Here is a 16,855-nt window from a genome sequence, read left to right as displayed (position 1 = left end):
GCATCAGGATACCCGCTTGCGCCCAAAAAACCAGAAAGCCACCCGAAGGTGGCTTTCTTGAGGTTCAACAGGCAATGCTTAAATCAGTAAGCCTTGCCAGTCTTGTAGAAGTGCTCGTAGCAGAAGTTGGTCGCCTCGATGTAGCCTTCAGCGCCACCGCAGTCAAAACGACGGCCCTTGAACTTGTAGGCAATCACGCAACCGTCCTTCGCCTGCTTCAACAAGGCGTCGGTGATCTGGATTTCGCCGCCCTTGCCTGGCTCGGTTTCTTCGATCAGCTTGAAGATATCCGGGGTCAGGATGTAGCGACCGATGATCGCCAGGTTCGACGGGGCATCTTCCGGCGCCGGCTTCTCGACCATGTCGCGTACACGGATCAGGCCATCGCCAATGTCGTCGCCAGCGATCACGCCGTACTTGTTGGTTTCCGAAGGATCGACTTCCTGCACCGCAACGATGGTGCAGCGGTATTTCTGGTACAGCTTGACCATCTGGGTCAAGACGCCGTCGCCTTCCAGGTTGACGCACAGGTCGTCCGCCAGGACTACAGCAAACGGCTCGTCACCGATCAGTGGGCGACCAGTAAGGATGGCGTGACCCAGGCCTTTCATCTGGGTTTGGCGAGTGTAGGAGAACGAACACTCGTCGAGTAGCTTGCGGATACCAACCAGGTATTTTTCCTTGTCGGTGCCCTTGATCTGGTTTTCCAGCTCATAGCTGATGTCGAAGTGGTCTTCCAGGGCGCGCTTGCCACGACCGGTAACGATGGAGATTTCGTTCAGGCCGGCATCCAGTGCCTCTTCGACGCCGTACTGGATCAGTGGCTTGTTTACCACCGGCAGCATTTCTTTAGGCATGGCCTTGGTCGCTGGCAGGAAGCGAGTGCCGTAACCGGCTGCTGGGAACAAGCATTTCTTGATCATATAAGTCCTTAATAAGGGCTGTGCGTACGAAATTCGGCGCAGTCTAATCAGGCCGCAGCGACCTTACAATGGGCGCTGCTGGCGTTGCGATGTCAACATAGAGAAAAAATGTCGGCGTTAGTTCCGCCCGTGTGCAAACAAGCGAACCCAATGGCGGCGGAAAAACATCCCGCCCCCCCGATTTCAAAGGGCCGTATTCTTTTTAGCACGCTTTAGGGGGTTCGGCACTGACCTGCAACAACTTGCGCGCCCCCATGGCATTTGGCGCTATCATTGCTCGCTTGAACCAGACCACGAGATTGTTAATAGATGTCAGAACCAAAAGGCGTAAACGGCTACCTGATCACCAAGCGAGCAGACGGCTGGCACCTGATCAATTTTCATGGCGACAGCGTTGCCGGGGCATTCGCTACCGAAAGCCAGGCGATTGCAGTAGCCGAAGTGTTTGTGGATGAGGCCGGCCACGCGTCGAGCAAGCGACCAAAGGGCAAATAAGCCCTTGCGATTGCGCAAAAAGCCCCGGTGAACGGGGCTTTTTTGTGATTGTCTGTACCTTGATGGCCGTTGGCTATAATCTCGCTGAAAACGCCCCACGACAGTGTCTGCGCGCCCCTTAACATTTCTCAACGACGAACCTTACATGAACAAGATTCTGGCACTGATCTCGGTACTGGCGCTCGCCGGCTGCACCACCACTTCCGACATTTACCTGAAAAACGGCGAACAAGGCCTGACCATTGATTGTTCAGGCGAGGCCAACTCCTGGGCCAGCTGCTACGAGAAGGCCGACGCCTCTTGCGCGGGTACCGGATACCGTATCGTCGGCACCGAAGGCACGCCAGCCTTGAAGGACAGCGACAAGACCCTGGGTGCCGATGTGGGCAACTTCAAGGGCCGCAGTGTGGTAGTGGTCTGCAAGTAAACCGGGCGCTTACATGTGAATCTCGGCGAACTTGATACCAAGGCCGCGGATAGTGTCGATCAGGTCATCCAGCTTCTCAAAGGATTCGACCTCATCATGATCATCCACCAGGAAAAAGCTGCGCCCGCCGCTTTTCTTGAAAAACACGATCCACTCCCCTGAATTGGCCGGATTTTGAATCACATGGGTCGCAGAGATGTGACCCTCTGCATGCCGCTCTTTGACACGTTCACGCTTCATAATTGGTTTTCCAGAATGACAATGCCGCTCAAACCCCGGGGTTTGAGCGGCATTTTTTGTGTTCAGGCAGTAGTTTAACGGATGCCTTGGCCAATCAGCACGCCATCGACCGTTTGCCCGTACAGGTTTACCCCATCATTGGCGTGAAACTTGACGCGGGTTTTCTCCACGGAGCCGTCCACCAGTCGCGGGTCCTGCGGGCGCTCATGGCGATTGACGTAGGCTGCCACGTCCCAGGCCTGCTGGTCGGTCAAGCTTCCGCCCTTGCCCAGCGGCATGTTGTGCTTGATAAAAGAAGCCGCCGTATTGATCCGATGCATACCGGCACCCCAGTTGTAGGAATCCTTACCCCACAACGGTGGCATCACGTAGTTGTCACCCACCTTCTGCCCCTGCCCCTCGGCGCCATGGCACACCGCACACTGCGCCTTGTACACCTCGGCACCTTGCGCCAGGTTGTAGCCTTTGGCCGGCTGTGGCACCTCGGGATAGCCGCGCCCCGGCAGCTCCACGCCCAAGGGTGCCTTGCTCGCCAGCCAGTAGGCATACGTCGACAGCGCGGTAATCTCGTGACTGTCGGCTGCCGGAGGCTTGCCGCCGTTCATGCTGAACTGGAAACAGCCCTGCAGACGTTCGGCGAACGTGTTGACCTTGTCGTTCTTTTTTCGGTACGCGGGGTACATCGGGTAGGCGCCCCACAGCGGCGCCGAATTGGCCAGACGCCCCTGATCCAGGTGGCAGTTGCTGCAGTTAAGGCCGTTGCCGACGAACTGTGGCGCCAGGCGCTTGGTATCGACGAACAACGCATAGCCCTGCATCACCAGCTTGCCGTAGGCGTTGTCGGGCAATTCGCTTTCCTGAGGCGGCTGGAACGCCGTGGCGGCAGGCACCGCAGCGGGCACCTTCAGTTGCGACTGATCTTCCATGGCAATCGGTGCCGCCCAGGCAGGCGCACTGATCAACGCGGCAAACACGGGGGCAAATGACAGCTTCTTCATGGTTTGACCTCCTGGCCAGGCAAGGAGGCGAAATAGTTTGCGATCCCCTGCACTTCGTCATCAGTCAGGGATTTGGCCACATGCCCCATCAAGTCGTTGGGATCATTGTGCCGGGTGCCACTGCGCCAGGCATTGAGCTGAGCAGCCAGATAAGCCGCAGACTGCCCTGACAACGGCGGGAACGCCTCGCCCACCCCCATACCCGACGGGCCATGGCAACTGACACACGCGGGGATCTGCCGCTCCCAGGCGCCTTGCAACGCCAGTTTTTCGGCAGGATTGGTGGGGGTAGCGCTGCGTGGGCCGGCTGGCACAACCGGCGCCGGCATCGCCGCCAGTGTCTGGCTCACCGCAGCGATTTCTTCCTCGGTAAGCGCCTTGGCCAGCGACGTCATCACCGGGTTGCTACGCGTCCCACTCTTGAAATCATGCAGTTGCTTGGTCAGATAAGCCGCCGACAATCCCGCCAGCCTGGGAAACCCCGCTGCAGCCAACCCCAGGCCATCCGCCCCGTGGCACGCCATGCACGCGGCAGCGCCAGGCTGCGCGCCACCTTCACTGAATACCTTTTTGCCCTCCAGCGCTTGCGCGCTGCCGAGCATGAGTAGCAAGGCGCCACCCATCAACACTCTCTCCACAGACATCATCACGACTCCATTTTTATAGTTATATGCTTAGACCTACAATGCATAAGCCTACAAATGGTAAGGTAATGAGCTGACAGTCACAACCGCAGCGTAAGAAATTGCGGACAATAAAAAGCCCGGCACTGCAACCGCAGGCCGGGCTTCTTGATCGGAGTTGATCGCGTATGAGCGGCGCCGTGAACTCAGCCGGAAATGCAGTCTTCCGCAGCTTTTTTCACGTCACCCGGACGAATCGGCACATTGGACATGCTCTCGTAGAGCTTGATGCTGCTACCGCTGGAGCGGTCTTCGATTTCAAAAATGGCCGAAGGGTCTGCCGAAAACTTCTGCGGCACAATCACCCGCACACCTTCCTTGTGAGGTTCGATCTGCGACGGACGACGGGTCGACGACAGTTTTTGCACCACACACGCTGCGTATTCCTGCGGTTTTTTCCCGGAGATAACCGCCAGTGTCGGCGGTGTCTGCTTGATGTCTGAAACCGAAGCACATCCACCTATTGCCAGGGCCAGAACCAATACACTCCACTTCATACAAAACCTCCGATAAAGACCCTACGACAGCGGGGATGGTATTTTTCTCCCGCCCACGTAGGATTTATCCCTGATATATCGGTAAATAACTGTTTTAAATTGTCGAAGACGTCGACGACGACCCGATAATAAACGTGCTGGGGCTGATAAACTCCATCTTAACCTACGTATCGTTCTGATTTTTCAGAAAAAGCCCTTCTGGAGACACCCCCCATGAAATTCATCCACCAGCGCGAACACTTGAACGAAGGGGATATTGTCGTCATTGAATGCTCGCAGACCTGCAATATCCGTCTGATGAGCGATGCGAATTTTCGCAGCTTTAAAAACGGCGGTCGCCACACTTATCACGGCGGTGCATTCGACAAGTTCCCGGCCAAGATCACCGCGCCGAGCACCGGGTTCTGGAACATTACCCTGGACGTGGTAACGCGCCGTGCCATCAGCGTTACGCGCAAGCCGGCGTTGTCCCATAAAATCCGCATTGTTCGCCGCACCAGCACCAAACTCAGCTGATTGCGCCCCACGCCACAGGAACGACCGTGACTCAAACCACCAAATACGTCATCAAGTACAAACTCAACGGCGAGCGCCGCTTCGAATTTGCCCAGTTACACGCGGCGAGCATCGAAGAAGCCCAACAGGCCTTGGCCAAGATTCACGATACCAGTGACCAAATCACTGAAATCACTGTGAGCAAGGCCCTGTAAAATCCTCACCAGCAACGGAGTGATTGTGCAACATGGACCCTCATTCCACCGGTGATCTGTTCAGCGACGAGGCCTTGCAGCAGCCGGCCCGTCGCGAGCAGATTGGCGAACAGTCTTACGTCCTCAGGGGCTATGCCCTGCCCTGGCTTGAGCGCTTGTTACCGGAGTTGCGTGCGGTACTGGCCCAGTCACCGTTCCGGCAAATGGTCACCCCCGGTGGCTTTACCATGTCGGCCGCGCTGAGCAGTTGCGGTGACCTGGGCTGGACCACTGACCGCCAAGGCTATCGGTACAGCCCCATCGACCCCGAGCGCCAACAGCCCTGGCCGGCATTGCCGAACGTACTGCGCGAGTTGGCGACAACGGCAGCGGCCGCTGCGGGGTTCGAGGGCTTTGCCCCGGACGCCTGCCTGATCAACCGCTACGTTCCAGGCGCAAGGATGTCGCTGCACCAAGACAAAAACGAGCGCGACTTCAGCGCACCTGTGGTCTCGCTCTCCCTGGGGCTTCCGGCGGTGTTTCTGTTTGGTGGGCATCAGCGCAGTGACAAGACCCAGAAAACTTCCCTGTTCCATGGCGATGTGGTGGTCTGGGGCGGCGTCGACCGCCTGCGCTTTCATGGCGTGCTGCCGATCAAACACGGCGTACACCCGCGCATGGGCCCACAACGGATCAACCTGACGTTTCGCAAGGCAGGCTGACCCTTGGTAGAACTTGGCGGGGCTCTTGGGGCTGCTGCGCAGCCCAGCGCGGGGCAAGCCCGCTCGCCACAGAAAGCCTGCGATCCACAGTAAGTTGCAACCCTGTGGCGAGGGGGCTTGCCGGAACGCCGTATCGCCCCCGTTGGGCTGCGGCAGCAGCCCCAAAACCAGCGACCTCGGTGTAGCTGACAGAACATGGTGAGGCTATTGGGGCGGCTTCGCCACCCAGCGCGGGGCAAGCCCGCTCGCCACAGGAAGCCTGCGATCCACCGTAAGTTGCAACCCTGTGGCGAGGGGGCTTGCCGGAACGCCGTATCGCCCCCGTTGGGCTGCGGCAGCAGCCCTAAAACCAGCCACCTCGGTGTAGCTGGCAGAACATGGTGAGGCTATTGGGGCGGCTTCGCCACCCAGCGCGGGGCAAGCCCGCTCGCCTCGTTGAGCGCGCTACGGCAAGCGTCATTGCCACGGTGAATTCAACCGCAAGTAACGGAGTGTCCAACTCCACCTCAGCGGTTATTCTGGGTGCCACTGTTGCGCTGTCGAGCCATTGCCATGACCACTAAAGATGACCTGCGCTGGGCCGCGATTGTCGCCCGCGATGCCACAGCGGACCTGACGTTCGTCTACGGGGTCAAGACCACCGGCGTGTATTGCCGCCCCAGCAGCAGCGCACGTCAGCCACTGCGCAAGAACGTCGAGTTTTTCGACACCCCGCAGCAGGCCGAAGCAGCCGGCTACCGCCCCAATAAACGCACCTCAGCCGATCAGACCCAGGTCGCGCAGCGCCATGCGCACCTGGTCGCTGCGGCCTGCCGGCAGATCGAGCGGGCCGAGGCGCTGCCCTCCCTGGAGGACCTGGCCCAAGGCGCCGGCCTGAGCCCGTTCCATTTCCATCGGGTGTTCAAGACCCTGACCGGGTTGACACCAAGGGGCTACGCCCGCGCCCATCGCTCACGCAAGCTCAGGGCGCATTTGCAGGACGACCAGTCGGTAACCGACGCGCTGTACGATGCAGGCTTCAACTCCAACAGCCGCTTCTACGCGTCAGCCAACCAGTTGCTTGGCATGAAGCCCAGCGACTACAAGGCCGGTGGCACCCATAACGACATTCACTTCGCTGTCGGCGAGTGTTCGCTGGGCGCAATTCTGGTGGCCCAGAGCAATCGTGGCGTGTGTGCCATCTTGCTGGGCGATGATCCGGATCAACTGGCGCGCGACCTGCAAGACCAGTTCCCCCAGGCCAATGTGATTGGCGCCGACCCCGACTTTGAACAGTTGATTGCCCAGGTGGTGGGGTTTATCGAAGCACCCGCCCTGGGCCTGAACCTGCCCCTGGACCTGCGCGGCACCGCCTTCCAGGAGCGGGTCTGGCAGGCACTGCGAGAGATACCCGTGGGCAGCACCGCCAGCTATGCCGAGATCGCCCAGCGCATCGGCGCACCCACCGCATTTCGCGCCGTGGCCCAGGCCTGCGGCGCCAATTGCCTGGCCGTGGCGATTCCCTGTCACCGCGTGGTACGCAGCGATGGCCATCTTTCGGGTTACCGGTGGGGCGTGGAGCGCAAGCAGCAGTTGCTCCAGCGCGAACACAACACCCTGCATGAACAATCGTCGACGTCCAGTGAATAATACAGACTGGCCTTGCCTGGGCCGCCCCTGTTAAAAGGGCCAGACCGTTAATCCACTGGAGAAGCACCCCATGAGCACCTGGCCAGACACGCGGATTCTTGACCTGCTGGGCATTGAACTGCCGATCATCCAGGCGCCCATGGCCGGCAGCACCAGCCCGCAGATGGTGATCGCCGCAAGCCAGGCCGGCGCCTTGGGCTCCATGCCTGCCGCCACCTTGAGCATCGATCAACTGCGCCAGGCCCTGACCACCATTCGCCAGGCCAGCGAGCGCCCGCTGAATGTCAATTTCTTCTGCCATCAGCCGCCGGTCCCCGACTCCGAGCGCGATCACCAGTGGAAGCAGATCCTGGAGCCGTATTACCGGGAATTGGGCGCCGATTTTGATGCGCCGACACCCATCTCCAATCGCGCACCGTTCGATAATGCCGCCTGTGAAGTGGTGGAAGAGTTTCGCCCGCAAGTCGTCAGTTTCCACTTCGGCCTGCCGGAAAAGTCTCTGCTCGATCGGGTCAAGGCCACCGGTGCAAAAGTGCTGTCGTCCGCGACCACGGTTGAAGAAGCAATATGGCTGGAACAGCATGGCTGCGATGCAATCATCGCCATGGGCTATGAGGCCGGCGGGCATCGCGGGATGTTCCTCAACGACCGCCTGACCAGCCAGATTGGCACCATGGCCCTGGTGCCCCAGGTGGTGGATGCGGTCAACGTACCGGTGATCGCCGCCGGCGGGATCGGTGATGCGCGAGGGATCGTCGCCGCCTTCGCCCTTGGCGCCTCGGCCGTGCAGATCGGCACGGCCTACCTGTTCACGCCCGAGGCCACTATCACGCCCTCCCACCATCAGGCGCTGCATAGCGCCCCGGCCAGCGAAACGGCACTGACCAACCTGTTCACCGGCCGCCCGGCGCGAGGGATCGTCAATCGGGTGATGCGCGAACTGGGGCCAATTAACCCCACAGCGCCGGCGTTTCCCTTGGCCGGTGGTGCGTTGATGCCGTTGCGCGCCCTGGATGAAGCCGACTTCAGCAGCCTGTGGGCCGGCCAGGCGTTGCGCCTGGGCCAGGACCTGCCAACACGCGAGCTGACCCTGAGGCTGGCCCGCCAGGCGCTGGCACAACTCAACAAGGGCTAGACCCCTGAGGCAACTTTGCACTGTACCGACGATGGCGAACCGCTATATATTCACGTACATAGCGATTAACCCTAACAAGCCGCCACGTCGGCACTCCAAGGAGCTGCTTCATGATGATCCGCGCCTCACGCCTGGCCCCTACCGCCCTGATCGCCCTCTTTACCTTGGGCTCGGCCCAGGCCGACGAAGTCCAGGTGGCGGTCGCCGCCAACTTCACCGCACCGATCCAGGCCATCGCCGCTGACTTCGAAAAGGACACTGGCCACACGTTGGTCGCCGCCTACGGGGCGACCGGGCAGTTCTATACCCAGATCAAGAACGGCGCGCCGTTTGAAGTGTTCCTCAGCGCTGATGACACCACCCCGCAAAAACTCGAAAGCGAAGGCGACACCGTCAAGGGTTCGCGCTTCACCTACGCGGTGGGCACCCTGGCGCTGTGGTCGGCCAAGGAAGGTTATGTGGATGCCAAGGGCGCAGTGCTGAAGAAAAATGAGTACCAGCACCTGTCCATTGCCAACCCGAAAGCTGCACCCTACGGCCTCGCTGCCACCCAGGTGCTGGCCAAACTGGGCCTGACCGAACAGGTCAAGAGCAAGCTCGTCGAAGGGCAGAACATCACCCAGGCCTATCAGTTCGTGTCCACCGGCAATGCCGAATTGGGTTTTGTGGCCTTGTCGCAGATCTACAAAGACGGCAAAGTCAGCAGCGGCTCGGCGTGGATCGTCCCTGGCGAGATGCATGACCCGATCAAACAGGACGCGGTGATCCTCAACAAAGGCAAGGACAACCCGGCCGCCAAGGCATTGGTTGACTACCTCAAGGGGCCTAAAGCCGCTGCCGTTATCAAATCCTACGGTTATCAACTGTAAATGCCGCTATCGAGTGCCGATTTTTCCGCGATCTGGCTGACCCTGAAACTAGCGTCGCTGACCACCGTGATTCTGCTGATCATCGGCACTCCCATCGCCCTATGGCTGTCGCACACGCGCTCCTGGTGGCGCGGGCCGATAGGCGCGGTGGTCGCCCTGCCGCTGGTGCTGCCGCCGACGGTGATTGGTTTCTACCTGCTACTGACCATGGGGCCCCACGGTTACCTCGGGCAGTTCACCCAATGGCTGGGGCTGGGCACCTTGACCTTCAGCTTTGCCGGCCTGGTGATTGGCTCGGTGATCTACTCCATGCCGTTTGTGGTGCAACCGTTGCAAAACGCGTTCTCGGCCATTGGCAGCCGGCCCCTGGAAGTCGCTGCCACCCTGCGAGCCAATCCCTGGGATACGTTTTTCAGCGTGATCCTGCCGCTGGCCCGCCCCGGATTTATCACCGCGTCGATCCTTGGCTTTGCCCATACCGTGGGCGAGTTCGGCGTGGTGCTGATGATCGGTGGCAATATCCCCGACAAGACCCGCGTGGTCTCGGTGCAGATCTACGACCATGTCGAAGCCATGGAGTACGCCCAGGCCCACTGGTTGGCCGGGGCCATGGTGGTGTTTTCTTTCCTGGTGTTGCTGGCGCTCTACTCCAGCCGTAAAACCAAGGCAGGCTGGAGCTGATGTCGATGATTGAAGTGCGCCTGCAACTGAACTATTCCGGGTTTGCCCTGGATGTTGACCTGAAGCTGCCGGGGCGCGGCGTCACCGCGCTCTACGGGCATTCGGGCTCGGGCAAAACCACGTGCCTGCGCTGCATTGCCGGGCTGGAGCGGGCCGGCGATGGTTTTGTGCAGATCAACGATCAGGTCTGGCAAGACAGCCGCAACGGTGTATTTGTGCCACCGCACAAGCGTGCCCTCGGCTATGTGTTTCAAGAGGCGAGCCTGTTTCCCCACCTGTCGGTGCTGGCCAACCTGGAGTTCGGCCTCAAGCGCATCCCCAAGGGCCAGCGCCGCGTAGACCTGGCCCAGGCCACGCAATTGCTGGGCATCGGCCACCTGCTCGATCGCCATCCGCAGCATTTGTCCGGCGGCGAGCGCCAACGCGTCGGCATCGCCCGCGCCCTGCTCACCAGCCCGCAGCTATTGCTGATGGACGAACCCCTGGCCGCCCTCGACAGCCAGCGCAAAGGCGAAATCCTGCCTTACCTGGAGCGCCTGCACGACCAACTGGAAATCCCGGTGTTGTACGTCAGCCATGCCCAGGATGAAGTGGCGCGCCTGGCCGATCACATTGTCCTGCTCAATGAGGGCAAGGCCCTGGCCAGCGGCCCGATCGGCGAAACCCTGGCGCGGCTCGACCTGCCGCTGGCCCGTGGCGACGATGCCGGCGTGGTTATCAATGGAACCGTCAGCAGCCATGACGCCCACTACCAACTGCTGACCCTGCAACTGCCCGACAGCCCGCTGCAAATGCGCGTGGCCCATGCCCCGCTCGACCTGGGCAAGCACCTGCGGTTCAAGGTCCAGGCCCGGGATGTCAGCCTCAGCCTGCAACCCGGGGAGCACAGCAGCATCCTCAACTGCTTGCCCGTGACCGTGACCCAGGAGATCCCCGCCGACAACAGCGCCCATGTGCTGGTGCGGCTCGACGCGGCGGGCACACCGCTGCTGGCGCGGATCACCCGTTACTCGCGGGACCAACTGCAGGTGCATCCCGGCCAGGCGCTGTGGGCACAGATCAAGGCGGTTGCGGTACTGGCTTGAACGGACGGCACAGGGCTGCGGTCAATCAGCCATACCGGCCTGATTTGTTGCCAAGGACTCTGCCCCATGCCCGACTCCAGCCTGCCCGTGGACCTGCCCCGTGACCTGCACTATGTTGACGACACTCAACCAGGCTTGAGCCGCCGCAAACTGCGGGGCAAGTTCCAGTATTTTGATAGTCACGGCCAACGCCTGACCGACGCCGCCGAAATCCAGCGGATCAACGCCCTCGCTATCCCGCCGGCCTATACCGACGTATGGATCTGCGCCGATCCCAAGGGGCACCTGCAGGCCACTGGTCGTGACGCCCGGGGCCGCAAGCAATACCGCTATCACCCACGCTGGCGCGAAGTGCGCGACAGCGACAAGTACTCACGGCTGCAGGCGTTCGGCAATGCGCTGCCCAAACTGCGCAAGCAACTGCAAGCACAGGTCGAGGCGCCGGGGTTCAATCGGGAGAAGGTCCTGGCTACCGTGGTGCTATTGCTCGATGCCACGTTGATCCGCGTCGGCAACAGCCAATACGCCCGCGATAACCGCTCCTATGGCCTGACCACGTTGCGCACCCGTCACGTGGATATCAAGGGCAGCGAAATCCAGTTCCAGTTCCGTGGCAAAAGCGGTGTCGAGCACCAAGTCAGCATCAAGGATCGGCGCCTGGCGAGCGTGCTCAAACGCTGCCTGGAGTTACCGGGGCAGAACCTGTTCCAGTACCTGGACGCAGACGGCGAGCGGCATACCGTCAGCTCCACTGACGTCAACGCGTACCTGCACAGCCTCACTGGGGCCGACTTTACCGCCAAGGACTATCGCACCTGGGCCGGCAGCGCCCAGGCCCTGGCAGTCTTGCGCGAACTGGCGTGGCAACCGGAATCGGATGCCAAAAGGCATGTGGTGCAGATGGTCAAGAATGTCGCCCGGCAGTTGGGCAATACCCCGGCGGTGTGCCGCAAGTGCTACATCCACCCGGCCGTGCTGGAGCACTTCAGCCTGGGCGCGCTGGCGAAGCTGCCCAGGCCCAGAGTGCGCAAGGGCTTGAAGGCCGAAGAAGTCGGGCTGGCGATGTTTCTCGAACAACTGTAGGAGCGAGGACTGTTGTGGCGAGGGGGCTAGTCCCCCGCTGGGCTGCGCAGCAGCCCCAATAATGGCCACCAACCACCAAGTAGTGTCAGGCAGACCTAGGGGGATGGTTCTGGGGCTGCTGCGCAACCCAGCGGGGGACTAGCCCCCTCGCCACGACATGCGCTAGGCTAGCGGACCTTTCCTACCGCAGGACGACCGCCGACGTGAACAACTAAGCCTTCCAACATGTAAACGCAACGAGCCGCCTGGCGCGCTTGTTGGCTTGTGCCACATTGTTCTGGAGGTGCTGATGACTGACGTCAACCGGCTGCCTGTACTTGTTTCCTTGCATCACGTGGGTTTCCAATTCGCCAATGGCGAGACGCTGTTGGAAGACCTCAACTTCTCTATCGATCACACCCCCACCGGGATTGTCGGCCGTAACGGCATGGGCAAGAGTGTGTTGGCCCGTCTGTTGGCCGGCGTGCTTGAGCCATCGCATGGCGTTATCAAGTCCTCGGCCCGTATCGCCTATGTCCCACAAAGCATTGAGCTGCTGCCAGGGCAGACCGTGGCCCAGGTCAGCGGTTGTGCGCAGATCCTGGCCGCCCTTGACCGCCTGGCAAAGGGTCAAGCGCAAGCTGACGACCTGGAACTGATCGACGATCGCTGGGACCTGGCCGAGCGCCTGCGCCAGGCGCTCGACGGGGCCGGCCTGGCGCAGATCAGTCCCGCTCAGCTCGCCGCACAACTGAGCGGCGGCCAATTGGCCAGGATCGCCCTGATTGGCGCCCTGTTGCGTGCGCCGCAGTTGCTGATTCTCGACGAACCCACCAACCATCTCGACAGCGCCGGCCGCGACTGGCTGTTGGCGACCCTCAGCGCCTGGCGCGGTGGCCTGGTGGTGGTCAGCCATGACCGGCGCCTGCTCAATAGCCTGGGGCGGATCATCGAGCTGTCACCCCTCGGGGCCCGGCTCTATGGCGGCAACTACGACGACTATCGTGCGCAGCGTGATGCCGAACAGCACGCCGCCCAGGCGGCCCTGGAACACGCCCGGCTGGATCGGCGGCGTGAGCATCAACGCTTGAAAAAGGATATCGACAGCTTCCAGCGCCACGCCGCCAGCGCCCGTAAATATGCAGAGACCGCCAATGTCGACGCCTTCACCAAATCCAGGTGGAAAGGCGCCGCCAACGAAATCGTCAGTAACGTGCGCAGCGCCCATGTGCAGCAAAAGCAGGCGTTGAATGAACGCGTACGCACCGCCCACGAACGGGTGGTGGACGAAACGCCGACCTTCCTCGCCTTGCCCGGCACGCCCCTGCCCGCAGGTCGCCAAGTGCTGACCCTGGCCGACTGCCAGTTGCCCTGGCTCGATCCGCGCGCGCCAAGCACCTTTATCAACGCGAGCCTGAGCGGGCCGGTGCGGGTCGCGGTCCATGGGCCCAATGGCTGCGGCAAGTCCACCCTGCTCAAACTGCTGGCGGGTCAATGGCAACCCATCCGCGGCCAATGCACGGTTCATGTGCCCTGTGCCTATCTCGACCAACAGTTGACCCTGCTCGACGATGGGCAATCGATCGTCGAACAACTCAAATTGATGGACACGCCCCTGGCCGAAGCCCAACTGCGCACTCGCCTGGCGCTGTTGCAACTGGACGCGTTGCGCGTCACCCAACCCATCGGCCAACTCAGCGGGGGTGAGCGCTTGAAGGCGGCGATGGCGATTGCTTTATGGCGCAAGATCCCCGCGCAACTGCTGCTCCTGGACGAGCCCACCAACCACCTGGACCTGGAGTCGGTGATGGCCTTCGAGCAGGCTTTACAGGGGTTTGCCGGCGCGCTGATTGCGGTCTCCCATGACGCGGCGTTTCTCAACGCACTCAAACCGACCCATGTCCTGACCTGGGACGCCATGGGCTGGCGCCTGGAGGTGCACTGAAGGATGTGCCAAGTCATTGCAGTGAACCCGAAAGCGTCCTACGTTAGTGGCCGGATAATCTCATTGAGGAACCTCTCGCCGTGCTGCCCTCCTCCCCTAAACCCCTGATCAATACCGCCCTGCAGCACCAGCACAAATGGCGGGGGCGCATCGGCCTGACACTGGTGGCCAGCCTCTCGGTGCTGGCCGGCATGACCGACGCCATCGGCTTTATGGCCAGTGGGGATTTTGTCTCGTTCATGAGTGGCAACACCACGCGGCTGGCGGTGGCGATCAGTGAAGGCGACCTGGGGCTGACCGGGCGCCTCACCCTGCTGGTGGCGACGTTTATCCTGGGCAATGCGCTGGGGGTGATCATCAGCCGCATCAGCAAGCGCCACGCGTTGCCGCTGTTGCTGTGTATCGCCACGCTGCTGTGCGGCGCCGCCGCGTGGCCGATGGCCGAGCAATTACCCGCGGTGCTGGCCGCGATCATTGCCATGGGCATGCTTAATGCGGCGGTGGAACAGGTCAATGGCCTGCCCGTGGGGCTGACTTACGTGACCGGCGCGTTGTCGCGTTTCGGTCGCGGGCTGGGCCGCTGGATGTTGGGGGAGCGCCGTAATGGCTGGCGCGTGCAGTTGATCCCGTGGGCCGGGATGTTTGTCGGCGCGGTGATTGGCGCCTTGCTCGAACATCAGTTGGGGATCAAGGCCCTGCTGGTCAGCGGCCTGTTGTCGGCGCTGCTGGGGCTGGTGTCGCTGAAGATTCCGCGGCGCTGGCACCTGGGCTATATGCCACGCTGAAAAGGTGCTTGCCCGACATTTAGGCCTCGACATCCATGTACTGGTAAAGAGCCATCATGTCGGGCAAGCGCGGGCATTTTAAGGCAAAGCCGGCGGGGTGTCCGCCGGGCATTTCTGAAGAATTCTAAGGAAGCAACTTACAGACAGGTCGCAGCAGCGGCCAGGCGGCGCTTGGCCGCGAAATTATCTTCGGCTGCGTAGTAACTGACGGTAGTGCTGCTGCCGACACTGCGCACGTCGACAAAGTAGTCACCGCCCGTGGTGTAGACCGTATGGCCCCCGCCTTGCGCCGGCTCCATAAAGCCGCCGGCATCCACACCGAACACCGCCTCGTCCTGCCAGCCGAACTGGATGCACTGGGCGACGACCAATGCGGCCTTGTCTGAGGCCAGGGTTTTATAGGGCGCGCCAGAGCGTGCGTCTTTCATCTTCGAACCTGCGCAACCGGCCAGCGCCGCCAGGACCAACGCACCTATCACTACCTTCCGCATGCCATCGCTTCCTTGAAAAAACGCGACTTTACCATTGAAACCTCGTGGCGATAGCCGTCACAGGAACACTTAAAGCAACCAGCGGAACAGATAGAACAGCGCCATGCTCAGCAGCACCGTGGTCAACACGCTGCGGGTCCAGAACATCAAGGCCACCGCGCAGACCCCGGCCAACAAGTAAGGGTTGGTGGGGCTCAGGTTGAGCTTGTGCTCGGCGAGGAAAATGATCGGCCCGCAAATGGCCGTCAACATGCCGGGCACCGCGAACCCGAGAAACTCCCGCGCGCCGCGATTCAGGCGCACCGGCAAGCGCGGCTCAAGAAACAGGTAACGGTTGAAAAACACCGCCAGGCCCATGCCGATAATCATCACAAAAATCATTGCTGCCCCACTCCCAAGCGTTTGCAGGCATACCCTGCACACATCCCCAGCAACCCCGACACCACCACCGCCGACTCCCAGTGCCAGTAACTGAGCAGCACCGAAAACAGCAAGGCCACCGCCACGCACACCACCGTCGGCACATCACGCACCACCGGGGTGATCAAGGCGATAAAGGTTGCGGCGATGGAGAACTCCAGGCCCAGTTGATCGAGGTTGGGGATGCTCTTGCCGAGCACGATGCCGGCCAGGGTGAACAGGTTCCAGGCCACATAGAACGTCAGGCCCACACCCAGGGCATACCAGCGGTTGAAGGTCTGGCGGTCATATTGGCTGACCAACGCGAAGAACTCATCCGTGAGCAAAAAGCCCAGGCTCATGCGCCACCGCGCCGGCAAAGGCGACAGGGTGGCGCGCATATGCATGCCATACAGCAAGTGCTGGGAGGTCAGCAGCAACGTGGTGAGCAAAATGGCAATCAGACTGGCGCCGCTCTTGACCATGCCAATCGCCACCAACTGCGCGGCACCGGCGAACACAATGGCCGACAGGCCCTGGCTTTCCAGCGGGGTGAACTGGGCGTCAATCGCCAGGGAGCCGGCCAACAGGCCCCAAGGGGCGCAAGCCAATGAAAGAGGAATGATCGCAATCGCGCCGCGGGCGAAAGCGTAATGCGGCAAGGCAGTAGGCATGGACAACAGGCTCATCGACAGACAGTCGATAAGCATGGCAGCGCCAATCAGGATTGTCTTGAACGATCTTGCAGCAGGCAACGCCCCGGCGCAGGGACGGAGGGTTGCCCAGCAGAACTATTGCTGCAGGGCCGTGGCAGCCTTATCAATAAATGCCGCCACTTCACCGGCCCTGGAGGCACGTGCCATTATCAGGCCAGCTTGACCGACACCCGCTCCACCGCATCCCTGGCCTCCCGCAATTCGTGGGCATCCTGGTTAAGGCGGTGGATGGTGTTGAGCAGGCGCTGACGCAGCACTTCATCGCTGAGTTTTTCGACCGCGCGCATCAAGTCGAAAGCCGCGGTTTCGTTGTTGTCCGCGACAGAATCGAGGGTCTTGCGCAGGTTACGAGTGGCACGGGTCACACAGTTACTTCCTTTATCA

22 protein-coding genes are annotated in these 16,855 nt (G+C 61.2%); 13 read left to right on the top strand and 9 right to left on the bottom strand.

Annotated features, from left to right (window positions below; translation table 11 throughout):
• Positions 1–83: 83 nt before the first annotated feature.
• On the bottom strand, positions 84–923 hold the full coding sequence (gene galU / locus GDV60_RS12295) for a UTP--glucose-1-phosphate uridylyltransferase GalU (RefSeq protein WP_029294645.1): 840 nt from the start codon (positions 921–923) through the stop codon (positions 84–86).
• 309 nt (positions 924–1,232) lie between these two features.
• On the opposite strand from galU, the gene GDV60_RS12290 reads away from it, so the two are divergent.
• A complete protein-coding gene (locus GDV60_RS12290; protein ID WP_029294643.1) occupies positions 1,233–1,418 on the top strand; it encodes a hypothetical protein in 186 nt (61 codons plus the stop codon).
• A 145-nt stretch (positions 1,419–1,563) separates the two neighbouring features.
• Positions 1,564–1,845 (top strand): hypothetical protein, encoded by a 282-nt coding sequence (locus GDV60_RS12285; protein WP_029294641.1) that lies wholly within the window; start codon positions 1,564–1,566, stop codon positions 1,843–1,845.
• Between the two features lie 9 nt (positions 1,846–1,854).
• Here GDV60_RS12285 and GDV60_RS12280 read toward each other — a convergent pair whose 3' ends face one another.
• From GDV60_RS12280 to GDV60_RS12265, 4 genes are all read right to left on the bottom strand, one after another.
• A complete protein-coding gene (locus GDV60_RS12280) occupies positions 1,855–2,085 on the bottom strand; it encodes a hypothetical protein (RefSeq protein WP_029294639.1) in 231 nt (76 codons plus the stop codon).
• Positions 2,086–2,159: 74 nt separating this feature from the next.
• Positions 2,160–3,083: a c-type cytochrome gene (locus GDV60_RS12275; protein ID WP_159907371.1), complete on the bottom strand. Its 924-nt coding sequence runs from the start codon at positions 3,081–3,083 to the stop codon at positions 2,160–2,162.
• Positions 3,080–3,730 (bottom strand): cytochrome c, encoded by a 651-nt coding sequence (locus GDV60_RS12270; RefSeq protein ID WP_159907369.1) that lies wholly within the window; start codon positions 3,728–3,730, stop codon positions 3,080–3,082. The genes GDV60_RS12275 and GDV60_RS12270 overlap by 4 nt, the downstream gene beginning before the upstream one ends.
• Before the next feature lie 182 nt (positions 3,731–3,912).
• Positions 3,913–4,263 (bottom strand): hypothetical protein, encoded by a 351-nt coding sequence (locus tag GDV60_RS12265; RefSeq protein WP_029294633.1) that lies wholly within the window; start codon positions 4,261–4,263, stop codon positions 3,913–3,915.
• Positions 4,264–4,476: 213 nt separating this feature from the next.
• Between GDV60_RS12265 and GDV60_RS12260 the strand changes: the two genes are divergently transcribed.
• From GDV60_RS12260 to GDV60_RS12215, 11 genes are all read left to right on the top strand, one after another.
• Positions 4,477–4,779: a DUF1883 domain-containing protein gene (locus GDV60_RS12260; protein WP_003173824.1), complete on the top strand. Its 303-nt coding sequence runs from the start codon at positions 4,477–4,479 to the stop codon at positions 4,777–4,779.
• Positions 4,780–4,805: 26 nt separating this feature from the next.
• On the top strand, positions 4,806–4,973 hold the full coding sequence (locus GDV60_RS26560) for a hypothetical protein (RefSeq protein ID WP_169876211.1): 168 nt from the start codon (positions 4,806–4,808) through the stop codon (positions 4,971–4,973).
• 32 nt (positions 4,974–5,005) lie between these two features.
• A complete protein-coding gene (gene alkB / locus GDV60_RS12255; protein WP_104912233.1) occupies positions 5,006–5,674 on the top strand; it encodes a DNA oxidative demethylase AlkB in 669 nt (222 codons plus the stop codon).
• A 552-nt stretch (positions 5,675–6,226) separates the two neighbouring features.
• A complete protein-coding gene (gene ada, locus GDV60_RS12250; protein WP_159907367.1) occupies positions 6,227–7,303 on the top strand; it encodes a bifunctional DNA-binding transcriptional regulator/O6-methylguanine-DNA methyltransferase Ada in 1,077 nt (358 codons plus the stop codon).
• A gap of 70 nt (positions 7,304–7,373) precedes the next feature.
• The gene (locus GDV60_RS12245; RefSeq protein WP_159907365.1) at positions 7,374–8,438 is read left to right on the top strand and encodes a nitronate monooxygenase family protein; all 1,065 of its coding nucleotides are present in this window, start codon (positions 7,374–7,376) and stop codon (positions 8,436–8,438) included.
• A gap of 113 nt (positions 8,439–8,551) precedes the next feature.
• Positions 8,552–9,307 (top strand): molybdate ABC transporter substrate-binding protein, encoded by a 756-nt coding sequence (gene modA, locus GDV60_RS12240; RefSeq protein WP_371923826.1) that lies wholly within the window; start codon positions 8,552–8,554, stop codon positions 9,305–9,307.
• On the top strand, positions 9,308–9,988 hold the full coding sequence (gene modB / locus GDV60_RS12235) for a molybdate ABC transporter permease subunit (protein ID WP_070996299.1): 681 nt from the start codon (positions 9,308–9,310) through the stop codon (positions 9,986–9,988).
• Positions 9,988–11,073, top strand: a complete 1,086-nt coding sequence (modC, locus tag GDV60_RS12230; RefSeq protein WP_256588009.1) for a molybdenum ABC transporter ATP-binding protein — start codon at positions 9,988–9,990, stop codon at positions 11,071–11,073. Before modB ends, modC begins: the two co-directional genes overlap by 1 nt.
• 66 nt (positions 11,074–11,139) lie before the next feature.
• Positions 11,140–12,156, top strand: a complete 1,017-nt coding sequence (locus GDV60_RS12225) for a DNA topoisomerase IB (RefSeq protein WP_070996300.1) — start codon at positions 11,140–11,142, stop codon at positions 12,154–12,156.
• 289 nt (positions 12,157–12,445) lie between these two features.
• A complete protein-coding gene (locus GDV60_RS12220) occupies positions 12,446–14,080 on the top strand; it encodes an ABC-F family ATP-binding cassette domain-containing protein (protein ID WP_159907363.1) in 1,635 nt (544 codons plus the stop codon).
• Between the two features lie 80 nt (positions 14,081–14,160).
• On the top strand, positions 14,161–14,865 hold the full coding sequence (locus GDV60_RS12215) for a YoaK family protein (protein ID WP_029294615.1): 705 nt from the start codon (positions 14,161–14,163) through the stop codon (positions 14,863–14,865).
• A 137-nt stretch (positions 14,866–15,002) separates the two neighbouring features.
• Here the strand turns inward: GDV60_RS12215 and GDV60_RS12210 are convergent, their stop codons facing one another.
• From GDV60_RS12210 to GDV60_RS12195, 4 genes are all read right to left on the bottom strand, one after another.
• Positions 15,003–15,356, bottom strand: coding sequence for a hypothetical protein (locus tag GDV60_RS12210; protein ID WP_029294612.1), 354 nt, complete (start codon positions 15,354–15,356; stop codon positions 15,003–15,005).
• A gap of 69 nt (positions 15,357–15,425) precedes the next feature.
• Complete coding sequence (locus GDV60_RS12205) at positions 15,426–15,737, bottom strand: AzlD domain-containing protein (protein WP_029294610.1); 312 nt, start codon at positions 15,735–15,737, stop codon at positions 15,426–15,428.
• Complete coding sequence (locus GDV60_RS12200; protein WP_070996350.1) at positions 15,734–16,429, bottom strand: AzlC family ABC transporter permease; 696 nt, start codon at positions 16,427–16,429, stop codon at positions 15,734–15,736. Before GDV60_RS12200 ends, GDV60_RS12205 begins: the two co-directional genes overlap by 4 nt.
• Before the next feature lie 191 nt (positions 16,430–16,620).
• A complete protein-coding gene (locus GDV60_RS12195; RefSeq protein ID WP_003212603.1) occupies positions 16,621–16,836 on the bottom strand; it encodes a hypothetical protein in 216 nt (71 codons plus the stop codon).
• Positions 16,837–16,855: the final 19 nt, after the last annotated feature.

This window comes from Pseudomonas sp. DTU12.1, from assembly GCF_009873475.1.
GTDB classification, from domain to species: domain Bacteria; phylum Pseudomonadota; class Gammaproteobacteria; order Pseudomonadales; family Pseudomonadaceae; genus Aquipseudomonas; species Aquipseudomonas proteolytica.
The sequence above is the reverse complement of the archived record's forward strand: the minus strand, read 5'-3'. Positions and strand labels throughout refer to the sequence as shown.